The sequence below is a fragment of the Streptomyces bambusae genome (assembly GCF_019400985.1).
GTDB lineage: Bacteria > Actinomycetota > Actinomycetes > Streptomycetales > Streptomycetaceae > Streptomyces > Streptomyces bambusae_A.
Window position 1 is genome coordinate 15,985 of sequence record NZ_WTFF01000041.1, and the last position, 15,626, is coordinate 31,610.

The 15,626-nt window shown below is 73.1% G+C and carries 11 protein-coding genes; 3 read left to right on the top strand and 8 right to left on the bottom strand.

Annotation, left to right across the window (positions count from 1 at the left end; genetic code table 11):
• Positions 1-7 precede the first annotated feature (7 nt).
• Positions 8-1,171, top strand: a complete 1,164-nt coding sequence (locus GPJ59_RS08975; RefSeq protein WP_219665937.1) for an alanine racemase — start codon at positions 8-10, stop codon at positions 1,169-1,171.
• Between the two features lie 111 nt (positions 1,172-1,282).
• Here the strand turns inward: GPJ59_RS08975 and ffh are convergent, their stop codons facing one another.
• From ffh to nsdA, 5 genes are all read right to left on the bottom strand, one after another.
• Positions 1,283-2,845 carry a signal recognition particle protein gene (gene ffh, locus GPJ59_RS08980; protein WP_219665938.1) on the bottom strand — a complete coding sequence of 521 codons (1,563 nt, stop codon included), beginning with the start codon at positions 2,843-2,845 and terminating at the stop codon, positions 1,283-1,285.
• Positions 2,846-3,071: 226 nt separating this feature from the next.
• Positions 3,072-5,504, bottom strand: a complete 2,433-nt coding sequence (locus GPJ59_RS08985) for a [protein-PII] uridylyltransferase (protein WP_219665939.1) — start codon at positions 5,502-5,504, stop codon at positions 3,072-3,074.
• An 18-nt stretch (positions 5,505-5,522) separates the two neighbouring features.
• The gene (locus GPJ59_RS08990) at positions 5,523-5,861 is read right to left on the bottom strand and encodes a P-II family nitrogen regulator (RefSeq protein ID WP_125644317.1); all 339 of its coding nucleotides are present in this window, start codon (positions 5,859-5,861) and stop codon (positions 5,523-5,525) included.
• Positions 5,858-7,204, bottom strand: coding sequence for an ammonium transporter (locus GPJ59_RS08995; RefSeq protein ID WP_219665940.1), 1,347 nt, complete (start codon positions 7,202-7,204; stop codon positions 5,858-5,860). Before GPJ59_RS08995 ends, GPJ59_RS08990 begins: the two co-directional genes overlap by 4 nt.
• Positions 7,205-7,542: 338 nt before the next feature.
• A complete protein-coding gene (gene nsdA / locus GPJ59_RS09000; RefSeq protein WP_219665941.1) occupies positions 7,543-9,069 on the bottom strand; it encodes a transcriptional repressor NsdA in 1,527 nt (508 codons plus the stop codon).
• Between the two features lie 389 nt (positions 9,070-9,458).
• Here nsdA and GPJ59_RS09005 point away from each other — a divergent pair, with 389 nt between their 5' ends.
• Complete coding sequence (locus tag GPJ59_RS09005) at positions 9,459-10,133, top strand: bifunctional DNA primase/polymerase (RefSeq protein WP_219665942.1); 675 nt, start codon at positions 9,459-9,461, stop codon at positions 10,131-10,133.
• Between the two features lie 194 nt (positions 10,134-10,327).
• Here the strand turns inward: GPJ59_RS09005 and ftsY are convergent, their stop codons facing one another.
• Positions 10,328-11,548 (bottom strand): signal recognition particle-docking protein FtsY, encoded by a 1,221-nt coding sequence (gene ftsY / locus GPJ59_RS09010; protein WP_219665943.1) that lies wholly within the window; start codon positions 11,546-11,548, stop codon positions 10,328-10,330.
• Between the two features lie 294 nt (positions 11,549-11,842).
• On the opposite strand from ftsY, the gene GPJ59_RS09015 reads away from it, so the two are divergent.
• Complete coding sequence (locus GPJ59_RS09015; protein ID WP_219665944.1) at positions 11,843-12,829, top strand: LLM class flavin-dependent oxidoreductase; 987 nt, start codon at positions 11,843-11,845, stop codon at positions 12,827-12,829.
• A gap of 46 nt (positions 12,830-12,875) precedes the next feature.
• On the opposite strand, the gene GPJ59_RS09020 is transcribed toward GPJ59_RS09015, so the two are convergent.
• Together GPJ59_RS09020 and GPJ59_RS09025 are read right to left on the bottom strand one after the other, a co-directional pair.
• Positions 12,876-14,303: a sugar porter family MFS transporter gene (locus GPJ59_RS09020; RefSeq protein WP_258024090.1), complete on the bottom strand. Its 1,428-nt coding sequence runs from the start codon at positions 14,301-14,303 to the stop codon at positions 12,876-12,878.
• A gap of 231 nt (positions 14,304-14,534) precedes the next feature.
• Positions 14,535-15,626: AAA family ATPase (locus GPJ59_RS09025; RefSeq protein ID WP_219665946.1), on the bottom strand; the 1,092-nt coding region annotated here is incomplete at its 5' end.

The following is a 15,626-nucleotide window of genomic DNA, read 5'->3' on the forward strand; positions in this document are numbered from 1 at the left end:
TACCGCCGTGTTCCTGGACGCCGTACTCGCCCGCAACCCCGCCCTGACCGACGCCTCCGCGGCGCTCCACCGGTCCGGGACCGTGCCGCCGGACACCTACGTCCTGGACCTGGACACGGTCGAGGCCAACGCCCGGCTGCTGGCCGCCGGAGCGGCCCGGTCCGGGCTCGCGCTGTGGTGCGTGACCAAGCAGTTCGGACGCAACCCGGCCCTGATCCGCGCCGTCGCCCGGCACCTGCCCGACTTCGCCGCCATCGACGCCCGCGAGGCACACGCCCTGCACGCGGCCGGCGCCCGCTACGGCAACCTCGGCCACCTCGTCCAGATCCCCCGCCGGGAACTGCCCGCGCTCCTGGCCCGACGCCCCCGCGCGGTCACCGTCTTCGACGCCGACAACGCCCGCCACGTCTCCGACGCCGCACGGGCCCTGGGCCGCGTCCAGGACGTCCTGGTCCGGCTGGAGAGCGCCGCCGGCACCGGCTACCCGGGACAGGAGGGCGGTGTGCCGCCCGAGCGGCTCACCGCCTTCGCGCAAGCCCTGGAGCGGCTGCCGGGGATCCGCGTCGCCGGGGTCACCGCCTTCCCCTGCGTGGCCTGCGAGCCCACCACCGGCCTGCCGCGGGCGACGGTGAACCTCACCCGGGCGCTGCGGGCCCGGGAGCTGCTCGCCGCCCGCGGCCACGGCCCGCTGCTGCTGAGCGCGCCCGGCGCGACCTGCCTGGCCGCGCTGCCGCTCCTCGCCGCGCACGGCGCCACCCACGGCGAACCCGGGCACGCCCTGACCGGCACCACCCCGCTGCACGCCGCCGACCCGACGCAGCCGGAGCGGCCCGCGTGCGTCTACGTCTCCGAGGTCGCGCACACCCTCGCCGACGGCCGCCCCGCCCTGTACGGCGGCGGCTTCTACGCCCGCTCCGGGGTGCGCCGGGCCCTGCTGCCGCGCACCGGGACGCTGCTGGCGGTCCTCCCGTCGCCCCCGGAGAACATCGACTACTACCGGCTGCTGGCCGCGCCGCCGCCCGGCACCGGCATCCGGGCCGGCGACACCGCGCTGCTGGCCTTCCGCACCCAGATCTTCGTCACCCGCAGCCGGGTCGCGGTGGTCACGGGACTGGCGACCGGCCCGCCCCGGCTGGCCGGGCTGTACGACGCGCAGGGGCGGGAGCTGTGACCGTACGGCGAAGGGCCCCGGCCGGCGGTGACGGCGGGACCCTTCGTCGTACGAGGCGCTGAGCGCCGCTGGAGTGCTCCTGAGCGCTCAGGAGCACTCCTGCGGGGGCCGCTACTTCATGAACTTCTTGAACTCGTCGGGCAGCTCGAAGTCCTGGCCCGGCTGGCCGGCGGGCAGGCCGAACGGGCTGCCGCCCGGCTCCAGGGCCGGGCTGCCCTGCTCGCGGCGGGCCGCGGCGGCGGCCTCGTCGGCCTTCCGCTTCATCGGGTTGCCGCTCTTGCGCTTGCCCTTGGCCTGCTTGACCTGCTTCTTCTGCCGGCCGGGGCCGCCACCCATGCCCGGGATGCCGGGCATCCCCGGCATGCCGCCGCCCTGGGCCATGCGGGACATCATCTTGCGGGCCTCGAAGAACCGCTCGACGAGGTTCTTGACGGCGCTGACCTCGACGCCGGAACCCTTGGCGATACGGGCGCGGCGGGAGCCGTTGATGATCGTCGGGTCGTGGCGCTCGCCCGGGGTCATCGACTTGATGATGGCGGCCGTGCGGTCGACGTCGCGCTCGTCGATGTTGTTGATCTGGTCCTTGATCTGGCCCATGCCCGGCAGCATGCCGAGCAGCTTGGAGATCGAGCCCATCTTGCGGACCTGCTCCATCTGGGCCAGGAAGTCGTCGAGCGTGAACTCCTTCGGGCCCTTGGCGAGCTTGGCCGCCATCTTCTCGGCCTCGGCCTGCGAGAAGGTCTTCTCGGCCTGCTCGATGAGGGTGAGCATGTCACCCATGTCGAGGATCCGGCCCGCCATGCGGTCCGGGTGGAAGGCGTCGAAGTCGTCGAGCTTCTCGCCGTTCGAGGCGAACATGATCTGCTTGCCGGTGACGTGCGCGATGGACAGCGCGGCACCACCGCGGGCGTCGCCGTCGAGCTTGGAGAGCACCACGCCGTCGAAGCCGACGCCGTCGCGGAAGGCCTCGGCGGTGTTGACCGCGTCCTGACCGATCATGGCGTCGACGACGAAGAGGATCTCGTCGGGGCTGATCGCGTCGCGGATGTCCGCGGCCTGCTGCATCATCTCCGCGTCGATGCCGAGGCGGCCGGCGGTGTCCACGATCACGATGTCGTAGACCTTGGACTTCGCGTACTCGATCGAGTCCTTGGCGACCTGGACCGGGTCGCCGACGCCGTTGCCCGGCTGGGGGCCGTAGAAGCCGACGCCGGCGCGCTCGGCGACGATGTTCAGCTGGTTGACGGCGTTGGGGCGCTGAAGGTCGCAGGCGACCAGCAGCGGGGAGTGGCCCTGACCCTTGAGCCAGAGGCCGAGCTTGCCGGCGAGGGTGGTCTTACCGGCACCCTGGAGACCGGCGAGCATGATCACGGTCGGCGCGGTCTTGGCGAACCGCAGGCGCCGGGTCTCGCCGCCGAGGATGCCGACGAGCTCGTCGTTGACGATCTTCAGCACCTGTTGCGATGGATTCAGCGCCTTGCTGACCTCGCTGCCGGCAGCCCGCTCCTTGACGTTCTTGATGAACGCGCGGACGACAGGGAGGGCGACGTCGGCCTCAAGGAGGGCGATACGGATCTCGCGGGCCGCAGAGTCGATGTCCTGCTCGGACAGGCGGCCTTTGCCGCGAAGGCTCTTGAACGTCGAGGCAAGGCGGTCGGAGAGGGTATCGAACACGGCGCTCGCTGGTCCTTGGGGTCGGGGGCGGTGAGAATCGCCCTCCAGGGTATCTGGCCGCGCAGACGAATGGGCCCCGCCTGCCGGAGTGGGCAGACGGGACCGGACCCCCGCAGCGGCGGGGAGCAACCCTTGACGATCTTCAGGACATGTTGTCCAGGCGGATCACCCCCGCAGTCGCGGGGAACACACCTGGCGAACGAGCGCCACCGCCTCCAGGTCACGCTCAGCCCAGGGCCGCCTCCACCGAGGAGGCCAGGGCCGAGGCGTCGGCCGGGTCGAGCGGCTTGCCCTCCGCCGTGGTCACGTACACCGTGTCCACGGCATTCGCCCCCAGCGTCGACACATGCGCGCTGCGCACCCGCACGCCCGCGTCCTCCAGGGCCCGCCCGATCCGGTGCAGCAGCCCGACCGCGTCCGGGGCGCGGACCTCCAGGACCGTGGCCAGGGAGGAGACGTCCGGGACCACCGTGACGCGGGGCGGCGGCGGGACGACGCCCCGGCGCCGCGGGTACGCCGCCTCGCGGTCGGCGAGCTTCGCCGGGACGTCCAGGGAGCCGTCCAGGGCCCGGACCAGGTCGGCGCGCAGCCGGGCGGCCTGCGGGAGCGAGCCGTACTCCGCCGCCACCCGCCAGCTCAGCACCAGGACCTCGCCCGGCAGGTCCGGCAGCTCCAGCGAGCGCAGGTCCGCCGCCCGGACCGTGAGGCGGTGCAGGGCCAGGACTCCGGCCACGGCCGGCAGGACGCCCGGCTGGTCGGGGACGGCGACGACCAGCTCGACGCCGACCTCGTCCTCCTCGTGCTCGGCGTGCAGGCTCAGCACCGGCTCCCGGGTGCGCAGGGCCTCCACGGCCAGCCGCTCCTGTTCCGCGGTGGGGCCGGGCTCCTGCGCCGAGGGGATCGGGGCACCGCCCAGGACGGCCGCGACCCGGGAGACCAGGTCGGCCACCAGTTTGCCGCGCCACGCGGACCAGGCCGCGGGGCCGGTGGCCCGGGCGTCCGCCTCCGTCAGGGCGTGCAGCAGCTCCAGGGTGACGGGCGAGCCCACGGCCTCGGCGACCGCCCGGACGGTCGCCGGGTCCTCCAGGTCCCGCCGGGTGGCCGTGTCGATCAGCAGCAGATGGTGGCGGACCAGCGTGGCCAGGACGGCGACGTCGGAGGGCTCGAAGCCGAGGCGTACGGCGACGTCGCGGGCGATGGTCCCGCCGGCCACGGAGTGGTCGCCGGGCCAGCCCTTGCCGATGTCGTGCAGCAGCGCGGCCATCAGCAGCAGGTCGGGGCGGCCGACCCGGCGGGTGAGGGCCGCGGCCCGGACGGCCGTCTCCACCAGGTGCCGGTCGACGGTCCAGGTGTGGACGGGGTTGCGCTGGGGGCGGCAGCGGACCCGCTCCCAGTCCGGCAGCAGCCGGGTGACCAGGCCCTCGGCCTCCAGGGCCTCCCACACGGGCACGGTGGGTTCGCCGGCCCCCAGCAGGGTCAGCAGCTGCTCGCGCGCCTCCGCCGGCCAGGGCACGGGCAGCGGCTTGGCCTGCGCGGCGAGTCTGCGTACGGCGTGCCGCGAGACCGGGAGGCCGGCCTGGGCGGCGGCCGCGGCCAGCCGCAGCGGCAGTACGGGGTCCCGCTCGGGCCGGGCCGCGAGCGCGAGGACGGCCTCGCCGTCCTGCTCCACGACCCCTTCGGCGAGCGGTGCCCGTTCCACGGCCGGGCCCCGGCCGCCGAGCAGGCCGCGCAGCCGGGGCCGGGCGGCCCGGGCCCGCAGGACGCGGCCCACTTCGCGCCAGGTGATGTCGCCGGCGTACGCGATGACGCCCGCTGCCTCGTACACGTCGCGCAGCAGGGTGTCGGCGTCCAGTACGCCCAGCTGGGCGGCGACCGCGTCGTGCTCCTGGAGGGAGAGCCGGTCCGAGGCGCGGCCGGTGACCAGGTGGAGGGCGTCGCGGGTGTCGAGGAGGCGGCGCCGGGCCTCGGCGAGTCCCTCGCGGGGCGCGTCGGCGAGCCAGGAGGCGGCGACGGCCCGCAGCGCGGTGGCGTCGCGCAGGCCGCCGCGGGCCTCCTTGAGGTCGGGTTCCAGCAGGAAGCGCAGCTCGCCGCAGCGCTCGGCCCGCTCCCGGCACAGGTCGTGCAGCTGCGGCAGCCGCTTGGGGGCGAGGTTGCGCCAGTCGGCGAGGACGGAGGTGCGCAGGCCCGCGAGCAGGCCGGCGTCGCCGGCGACGGGCCGGGCGTCCAGCAGGCCCAGCTGGACCTTGAGGTCCTCTGCGGCGGTGCGGCGGGCCTCGGCGGGGGTCCGCACGGAGTGGTCGAGGGCCAGGCCCAGGTCCCACACCGGGTACCAGATGCGGTCGGCCAGCGCGGCCAGCGCCTTGGGGTCGGCCTTGCCGTCGTGCAGGAGCAGCAGGTCCAGATCGCTGCGGGGGGAGAGTTCGGCGCGTCCGTAGCCGCCGACGGCGACCAGGGCGGCGCCCCGGACCCCGGTCTCGCGGACGGCCGAGGCGAACAGGGCGGTCAGCCAGTCGTCGGTCAGCCGGGCCAGTCCGGAACGCCGAGCGGGCCCGGACCGCGACTCCTCCTGGAGGAGTCGCAGCCGGGCCGCGGCGTATCCGCTGGGTCCCGGGGCGGCCGGATCGGTCGGATCCGTGGTCGTGTTCTCGACGCTCGTCACCCAGGGGCTCCTGTCCGCCTAGAGCGCGTCCGCGCCGCGCTCGCCGGTGCGGACCCGGACGACGGAGTCCACGGGGACGCTCCACACCTTGCCGTCACCGATCTTGCCGGTGCGGGCGGCGGAGACGACGACGTCCATCACGTCCTCCGCCGCCTCGTCGTCCACGACGACCTCGATGCGGATCTTGGGGACCAGGTCGACGGTGTACTCGGCACCGCGGTAGACCTCCGTGTGGCCGCGCTGGCGGCCGTACCCGCTGGCCTCGGAGACGGTGAGCCCCTGGACCCCGAAGGTCTGGAGGGCCTCCTTGATCTCGTCGAGGCGGTGCGGCTTCACGATCGCGGTGATGAGCTTCATGCGTCCACCTTCTTGCTGGCAGCGGCGACGGGCGTGGTTGCGGTGGTGCTGCGGGAGGAGGCCCCGCCGCCGGCGCCGCTGAAGTCGTAGGCGCTCTCGGCGTGCTCGACCTGGTCGATGCCGGAGACCTCGTCGTCCTCGGTGACGCGCATGCCGATCGTCTTGTCGAGGACGAAGGCGAGCAGCGCCGACGCCACCAGAGAGTAGGCCAGGACCGCGAAGACGCCGATCGCCTGCTTGCCGAGCTGCTCCAGGCCGCCGCCGTAGAAGAGGCCCTTGGCCTCGGACTGGACCCCGCCGGTGGCGAAGAGGCCGACGAGCAGGGAGCCGAGGATGCCGCCGACGAGGTGGACGCCGACGACGTCGAGGGAGTCGTCGTAGCCGAACTTGTACTTCAGGCCGACCGCCATGGCGCAGGCCAGGCCGGCGATCGCGCCGATGGCGATGGCGCCGAGCGGGGAGCAGGAGCCGCCGGAGGGGGTGATGGCGACGAGGCCGGCCACCGCGCCGGAGGCGGCGCCGAGGGTGGTGAAGGAGCCGTGGCGGATCTTCTCGTACGCGAGCCAGGCGAGCATGGCGGCGGCGGTGGCGACCTGGGTGTTGACGAACATCACGGCGCCGATGCCGTCGTCGTTGCCGAGCCAGGAGCCGGCGTTGAAGCCGAACCAGCCGAACCACAGCAGGCCGGCGCCGAGCATGACCAGCGGGAGGCTGTGCGGGCGCATCGGGTCCTTCTTGAAGCCGACGCGCTTGCCGATGACGAGGATCACGCCGAGGGCGGCGGCGCCGGCGTTGATGTGGACGGCGGTGCCGCCGGCGAAGTCGATGACGCCCAGCTCGAACAACCAGCCGCCGGCGCCCCAGACCCAGTGGGCGACGGGGAAGTAGACCAGGGTGGCCCAGAGGGTGATGAACAGGGCCCAGGCGGTGAACTTGACGCGGTCCGCCAGGGCGCCGCTGATCAGGGCCGGGGTGATGATGGCGAACATCAGCTGGAAGACGGCGAAGACGTAGACCGGGACGGTGTAGCCGTCCCAGAGCTCGGTGAGGCCGATCCCGCTGAGGCCGACGTAGTCGGCGGACCAGCCGATGACCGAGCCGGTGTCGGCTCCGAAGGCGAGGCTGAAGCCGAAGAGGACCCACAGGATCGTGACGATCCCGAGGCTGATGAAGCTCATCATGAGCATGTTGAGGCTGCTCTTGACGCGGACCATGCCTCCGTAGAAGAAGGCGAGGCCCGGGGTCATCAGCATGACCAGGGCGGAGCAGATGAGCATGAACCCGGTGTTCGCGGCAGACAGCTGTGGGGCTTCTGCGGCAAGGGTCGTGATGGCTGATGCCATCGGCGTCTCCTCGTCGTCGGTACGTTCGCGTGCGGGCGACCGTGGGAACCTGAGCGGCGACTCGCCTGGGGGCTGGCCGGTTAATGGCCATGAGATTCGCGCAGGCCGGTTTCCGGCACGGCCGCTCGATGTTTCGCGACGATGACGAAGGGGCTGACCCTGTTACAGCCCGATGAACACAGCAACCATCAATTGAGCAACCACGACGGCGAGCAACCACCTCCGCGAGAGCGGGCGGCGGTTTAGCCGCAAAAGGGTGAGCCGGCCGCGGCGGCGCCCGGGAGACCTGGCCGGGGGAGCCTGATCGGGCTGCACGGGGCGCTGCCGCGGCCGGGGTCTCAGACGGCCTCCGCGGACTCCGGGAGGCGCGCGGCGAGGTGGTCGGTGAGCCGGACGACCTCGGCCACGTGGCCGTACTCACGGGCGGCTGTGTCGACGGTCTTGCGGAGCCGGGTGTTCACGCGCTCGGACCGAACCTTTTGCGCCACGTCGAGGGCGCGGCCCATGAGGACGGTGGCCTGCTCGGGTTCGCGCTGGAGCAGGTGGACGGTGGCCAGGCCGACGAGGTTGAGGGCGTAGCTGCGCTGGTGCTCCCCGTCCTTCTCGAACAGCTCGACGGCGCGCTCCATGACCGGTTCGGCGAGGGAGGCGTAGGTGGGGCTGCGGCCGGCGACGTAGGCGAGGTCGCGGTAGGAGTGGGAGTTCTCGCCGTTGAGTTCCGCCTCGGAGAAGAAGCGGATCCAGTCGGGCTCGGGCTCGCCGTCGAAGCCGACGTCGCTGAAGGTGTCCTCGGCCATCCGGACGGCCCGCTTGCAGCGGCTGGGCTGGCCCATGTTGGCGTAGGCGCGGGCCTCCATCGCATACAGCATGGCCTGGGTGCGGGGGCCGGCGCAGTCGCGGCTGCCGTACTGGGCGAGGTGGATGAGCTCCAGGGCGTCCTCGGGGCGGCCGAGGTGGATCATCTGGCGGCTCATGTTGGAGAGGATGTACGAGCCGAGCGGCTTGTCGCCGGCCTCCTTGGCGGCGTGCAGGGCGAGGACGAAGTACTTCTGGGCGGTGGGGTGCAGCCCGATGTCGTAGCTCATCCAGCCGGCCAGTTCGGCGAGTTCGGCGGCGACCTTGAACAGCCGCTTCATGACCGGGGCCGGGTGGTTCTCCTGGAGCAGGTCGGTGACCTCGTGGAGCTGGCCCACGACGGCCTTGCGGCGCAGTCCGCCGCCGCACTGGGCGTCCCACTGGCGGAACATGACCGTGGTGGCCTCCAGGAGGTCCAGCTCCGGTTCGGACAGCCGGGGCGGGCGCAGGCCCGGCGGGTCCGCCGGCCCGGCCGCCTCACGCGGTCCCGGGTCGGCGGCCGGTACCGGCACGAGCCAGCGCTGCATGGGCTCGATGAGGGCCGGGCCGGCGGAGAGTGCGAGCGAGGTCCCGAGGAAGCCACGGCGGGCCAGCATGAGGTCGCTGCGGGAGAACTCGCTGAGCAGGGCCACGGTCTGGGGGCCCGCCCACGGCAGGTCCACGCCGGAGACGGACGGCGTCTGGTGGGCGGTGCGCAGGCCCAGCTGCTCGACGGCGACGACGGCGCCGAAGCGTTCGGAGAACAGCTCGGACAGGATGCGCGGGACGGGCTCGCGGGGCTGCTCGCCGTCGAGCCAGCGGCGCACCCGGGAGGTGTCGGTGCTGATGTGGTGGGCGCCCATCTGGCGGGCGCGGCGGTTGACCTGCCGGGCGAGCTCGCCCTTGGACCAGCCGCTGCGGACGAACCAGGAGGTGAGCTGCTCGTTCGGGCGGGGGTCGGCCGGTCCGCCGCCGCGCTCGGCGGGATCGGCGGATTCCGTCTCCGGTCCGCTTGCGCCGTTGCCGCTCACTGGAACGCCCCCATCCCGGAACACTTCCTTGCCTCCGGCATACCCACGGATGCGGAAGCCATCGGGTCTCGCTGTACTGAAAGTAATCCTACGATCACCCCCACGGCGAGGCTCTTTGCGCAATCGCCACCATTCGCCACCCCTTCGAATGAACTCGCCACCCGTCAACCGCGATTCACTTGACACAGGACGGTCAGCAACAGGTGGACCGGGGTGCGGTCGGGAGTACGGCGACGAGGAGTGCGCCGGGCGGCCCGGGCGGGTCCGAACGGGTCCGGGCGGGTCCGGGCGGATTCCGCATCGGTTCCGCGTCGGTTCCGCTTCGGCTCCGCGCCGGACTTCCGGCTCGTAACCACCGGCGAGTTCGACCCGTTGGAGGGGGCATGGGCATGGGCTTCACGATCGGCGGCAGCATCGGCGGCCGGAGCACCAAGGAGTTCCGATCCGGCTCCCGGCGGCGCGGCCGGATGTCGGACTGCACGACGGTGGCGGAGTACACGGGGCTGTGGGGCTGGGACGTGGTGCCCGGCGCACGGGCCGCGTCGCCCGCCCGCAACTGCTCCTGCGGGGACCGGCAGTGCGCGGCGCCGGGCGCGCACCCGCTGGCCTTCGAGGCGGTGGTCCCGGCGGGGGCCACGCTGGACGAGGTGACGGCGGCGTGGTCGCAGTTCCCGGGCGCGTCCGTACTGCTGCCGGTGGGCCGGGCCTTCGACGTCATCGACGTCGCGGAGGAGGCCGGCCGGCGCGCGCTGGTGCGGCTGGAGCGGATGGGGCTGCCGCTGGGCCCGGTGTCGGTGACCCCGGACCGCCGGGTGCAGTTCTTCGTGGCGCCGGGCGCGGCGGACGAGCTGCCGCAGCTGCTGTACCGGATGGGCTGGGACGACGCCGGTCTGGACCTGCAGGCGCGGGGCACCGGGGCCTTCCTGACGGCGCCGCCGTCGGACCACGCGGGCCTGGGCCCGGTGGGCTGGCTGCGGCCGCCCGCGCTCGACTCGGCGCGCCCCCCGCAGGCGCGGCTGCTGCTGGGCACGCTCGCGTACATCTGCCACCGGTTCCGGCGCTGACGCCCCTACGCACCGGGGCCCCGGGTTCGGTGTCGAACCCGGGGCCCCGGTGCAGGTGCGCCGCCACGGTCCCGGCCGCGCCGCCGGCGGCCGGTCGCCGAGCGCAGGCGATCAGTCGCCGAGCGCGGGCGGCCGGTCGCCCGGTGCGGGCGATCAGTCGCCGAGCGCAGGCGGCCGGTCGCCGAGCGCAGCGGTCAGTCGCCGATGAGGGCGTCGACGAACGCCTCCGGCTCGAAGGGGGCCAGGTCGTCCGGGCCCTCGCCGAGGCCGACGAGCTTGACCGGGACGCCCAGCTCGCGCTGGACCGCGACCACGATGCCGCCCTTGGCGGTGCCGTCGAGCTTGGTGAGCACGATGCCGGTGATGTCCACGACCTCGGCGAAGACGCGGGCCTGCATCAGGCCGTTCTGCCCGGTGGTGGCGTCGAGCACGAGCAGCACCTCGTCCAGCGGGCCGTGCTTCTCCACGACGCGCTTGACCTTGCCGAGCTCGTCCATCAGGCCGGTCTTGGTGTGCAGGCGGCCGGCCGTGTCGATGAGGACGACGTCCGCGCCCTCGGCGATGCCCTCCTTGACCGCGTCGAAGGCGATGGACGCCGGGTCGCCGCCCTCGGGGCCGCGGACGGTGCGCGCGCCGACCCGCTCGCCCCAGGTCTGGAGCTGGTCGGCGGCGGCGGCGCGGAAGGTGTCGGCCGCGCCGAGGACGACGCTGCGGCCGTCGGCCACCAGGACGCGGGCGAGCTTGCCGGTGGTGGTGGTCTTGCCGGTGCCGTTGACGCCGACGACCATCACGACGCCGGGGGTGTCGGCGGCGGACTCGGTCTTGACGACCCGGTCGAAGTCGGTGCCGACGAGGGTCAGCAGCTCCTCGCGCAGCAGGCTGCGCAGGTCCTGCGGGGTGCGGGTGCCGAGCACCTTGACCCGCTCGCGCAGCCGGTCCACCAGCTCCTGGGTCGGCTTGACGCCGACGTCGGCGGTCAGGAGGGTCTCCTCGATCTCCTCCCAGGTGTCCTCGTCGAGGTGCTCGCGCGAGAGCAGCGTGAGCAGCCCCTTGCCGAGGGAGTTCTGCGAGCGCGCGAGGCGGGCGCGCAGGCGTACGAGGCGGCCGGCGGTGGGCTCGGGCACCTCGATCTCGGGTGCGGCCGGAACCTCGGGTTCCACCGCGACGGGGGCCTCGGGGGCCGCGGCCTCCGCCTCGGGGAGCACGACCTCCTCGATGGTCCGGCGCGGTTCTTCCACCGTCGGGGCGGCGTCCTCCCCCACCTGCGGTTCGGCGGGCGGGGCAGTGATGGTCGGCGTACTCGACGGCGCGGCGGGCGGCAGCTGCTTCTTCTTGCGGCTGCTGACCACGAGGCCGGTCGCCACGGCACCGACCGCGACCAGGGCGATGACTACAGCGAGAATGAGGATGTCCATAACCGTTCCAGTATGCGTGACCTCGCGGACGGCACGTCGCTTCCCGGGCGGGGCCGTTTCGCCCCTGCGGGCCGGACCGGCCCGTCGCCCGGCCACGTGCCGGCGAGAAGCGCCCCGGGGCGGAGCACGTCCATGTCTGCGGTCGGGCGGCCACGGGCGGCGCCGGTGCGGTCGGCGTCGGCCCCGGCCCGCCGGGACCCTGTCCAACTGACGCAACGTCAGCTAACGTCCCCCTGCGCCACGCCACCCGGCGGCGGCGGCCCCACGAGAAACTGGCTTCAGGGGGACTTCTCCATGCCCATCACCGTGGCCCGGTTCAATCTCGTCGACCCGCACGGCACCCCCGGAACCCTCGCCGCCCGCTACCAGGCCGCGCTGGAGATGGCGGCGTACGCGGACGAGCGCGGCATCGACACCGTCCAGACCGAGGAGCACCACGGCACGGACAACCACTGGCTGCCCTCGCCGTTCGCCTTCGCGGGCGCGGTGCTCGGCGCCACCCGGCGGATCGCCGTCACCGTCTCGGCCGTGATCGGGCCGCTGTACGACCCGCTGCGCGCGGCGGAGGACATCGCGGTGCTGGACCTGATCGGCGGCGGGCGCCTGGTGACGGTGGCCGGCATCGGCTACCGGCCCGAGGAGTACGAGCAGCTCGGCGTGGCCTGGGGCCGGCGCGGGGAGCTCCAGGACGAGTTCGTCCGGACGCTGCTGGCGGCGTGGACCGGGGAGCCGTTCTCGTTCCGGGGGCGCACGGTGCGGGTGACCCCGGTGCCCTTCACGCAGCCGCACCCGATGCTGCTGGTCGGCGGCAGCTCCCGTGCGGCCGCCCGGCGCGCGGCCCGGTTCGGGCTGCCGTTCTTCCCGAGCGCCCACCTGCCGGAGCTCCAGGCGTACTACGAGGAGCGGCTGGCGGAGTACGGCACGGAGGGCTTCTGCCTGATGCCGGCGGCCGAGACCCCGCTGCTGCACATCGCCGAGGACCCGGACCGGGTGTGGGCGCAGCACGGCGGGTGCTTCCTGCACGAGGCCGGGACGTACGCCTCCTGGCAGTCCAAGGACATCCGCTCGGCGGTGCGCTCGTCGGCGCGGACGGTGGCGGAGCTGCGGGCGGAGGGGGTCTACCGGGTGCTCACCCCCGAGGAGGCGGTGGCGTACGCGCGCGGTGCGGGCGAGGCGGGCAACCTCGTGCTGCACCCGCTGTGCGGCGGCATGCCGCTGGAGGAGGGCTGGAACAGCCTGCGGCTGCTGTGCGAACAGGTGCTGCCCCGGCTCGGTCAGTGAGCCGGGGCAGCACCTGCTTCGAGGAGAAGGGGTGTGGCGGGGGTGGTCACCCCATCTCCTCCAGCGCCTTGCCCTTGGTCTCCGGCACCCACTTGAGGATGAACGGGATCGAGAGCAGGGCGAAGGCCGTGTAGATCACGTAGGCGCCCGAGAGGTTCCAGTCGGACAGGGTCGGGAAGGTCACCGTGATCACCCAGTTGGCGACCCACTGGGCCGCGGCGGCCACGCCGAGGGCGGCGGCCCGGATGCGGTTGGGGAACATCTCGCCGAGCAGCACCCAGACGACCACGCCCCAGGAGAGGGCGAAGAAGAGGACGAAGGAGTGCGCGGCGACCAGGGCGACGGTGCCCTGGGTCTCCGGCATGGAGATCTCCCCGGCGATCTCGGTCTTGTACGAGAACGCCCACGCGGCGGCGGCGAGGGAGACGGCCATGCCGACGGAGCCGATGAGCGCGAGCGGCTTGCGGCCGAGCCGGTCGACGAAGATCATCGCGATCACGGTGCCGATGATGTTGATGATCGACGTGGTGAACGAGTACAGGAACGAGCTGCTGGGGTCGATGCCGACGGACTGCCACAGCGAGGAGCTGTAGTAGAAGATCACGTTGATGCCGACGAGCTGCTGGAAGACCGACAGCCCGATGCCGACCCAGACGATGGGCAGCAGCCCGAAGCGGCCGCCGAGCAGGTCCTTGAAGGTGGACCGGTGCTCGGAGCGCATGGCCAGCTCGATCTCGCTCACGCGGGCGTCGAGGTCGATGTGGGAGCCCTCGACCTCGGAGAGCACCTTCCTGGCCTGCTCGGTGCGGCCGACGGAGATCAGGAAGCGCGGGGACTCGGGGATCGCGAAGGACAGCAGGCCGTAGAGGGCCGCCGGGACGACCATCACGCCCAGCATCCACTGCCAGGCCTCCAGGCCGCCGACCACGCCGCGCTGCTCGCCGTCGGCGAGGTTCAGGATGCCCCAGTTGACCAGCTGGGAGACCGCGATGCCGATCACGATCGCCGCCTGCTGGAACGAGGCGAGCCGGCCGCGGTAGGCGGGCGGGGAGACCTCGGCGATGTACGCGGGGCCGATCACGGAGGCCATGCCGATGGCGAAGCCGCCGACGACCCGCCACATGGCCAGGTCCCAGAGGGCGAAGGGCAGGGCCGAGCCGAGGGCGCTCGCGGTGAAGAGGACCGAGGCGATCTGCATGCAGCGGATACGGCCGATCCGGTCGGCGATCCGGCCGGCGGTGGCGGCGCCGATGGCGCAGCCGATCAGGGCGGCGGCGATCACCTGGGCGAGGGCCTCGGAGCCGACCTCGAAGCGGTCCCGGACGGCGACGACGGCGCCGTTGATCACGGAACTGTCGTAGCCGAAGAGGAATCCGCCCATCGCGGCGGCCGCGGTGATGAAGATGACGTGCCCGAGGTGGTCGGGGCGTGCGGGTCCGCCGCCGGTGGCCGGCGCCTTCGCTGTGCTGGTCAAGGTGTGCTCCGTGGGGGTTTCGTCCGTCCTTCCCAGTGGCGCACAGGTCAAGATCGGGCACCACTGGAGGCCGGGAGGCAGCGGAGCGAGCCTATTCATTCATTTCCTGAAGTCAAGAGTGCGATTGAACTTCGCATCCTGTTCGTTTCGTTCAGTTCTTGAAAGATCAGGCTGGGGCTGGGTCCGGGAGCGGCCCGAGAGGGCCCCGCCGGCCGGTCGGCGCAGGGCGGGTCAGCGCAGGCGCTGGCTGATCACCTTGGAGACGCCGTCGCCCTGCATCGAGACGCCGTAGAGCGCGTCCGCGACCTCCATCGTGCGCTTCTGGTGGGTGATGACGATCAGCTGGGAGCTCTCCTGGAGCTCCTCCATGATCCGGATCAGCCGCTGGAGGTTGGTGTCGTCGAGGGCGGCCTCCACCTCGTCCATCACGTAGAACGGGCTGGGCCGCGCCTTGAAGATGGACACCAGCAGGGCCACCGCCGTCAGGGAGCGCTCGCCGCCGGAGAGCAGCGACAGCCGCTTGACCTTCTTGCCCGGCGGGCGGGCCTCGACGTCCACGCCGGTGGTGAGCATGTTGTCGGGATCGGTCAGTACCAGGCGGCCCTCGCCACCGGGGAACAGCCGGGAGAACACCCCCTCGAACTCCCGCGCCGTGTCCCGGTACGCCTCGGTGAACACCTGCTCGACGCGCTGGTCCACCTCCTTCACGACCTGAAGGAGGTCGGCCCGGGTCTTGCGGAGGTCCTCAAGCTGCTCGCTGAGGAACTTGTGCCGTTCCTCCAGCGCCGCGAACTCCTCCAGGGCCAGCGGGTTGACCTTCCCGAGCTGCTGGTAGGCGCGCTCGGCGGCCTTCAGCCGCTTCTCCTGCTGGGCCCGCAGGTACGGGCCGGGCCGGTTGCGGGGATGGTCCGGGTCCTCGGGCAGCTCCTCGCCCTCGGCGGGCAGCGAGGGCGGGACCGGCTGGTCGGGCCCGTACTCGGCGACCAGGCCGGCGGGCTCGATGCCGAGCTCCTCCAGGGCGCGGGTCTCCAGCGCCTCGATCCGCAGCCGCTTCTCCGCGCCGAGCACCTCGCCGCGGTGCACCGAGTCGGTGAGCTTGTCCAGTTCGCCCTTGAGGTCGCGGCCGCGGCTGCGGGCCTCGCCCAGCGCCTGCTCGCGCCGGCCCTTGGCGTACTCGGCGGCGGCCTTCTCCTCCTCGGCGCGGCGCAGGGAGACCTCGATGTGCGCGAGCAGCTGGCGGGCGCCGTCGGCCACGGCGGTGGCGACCTCGGCCTCGTGGCGGAGCCGGGCACGGCGCCGCTCGGCCCGCACCCGGGCCTCGCG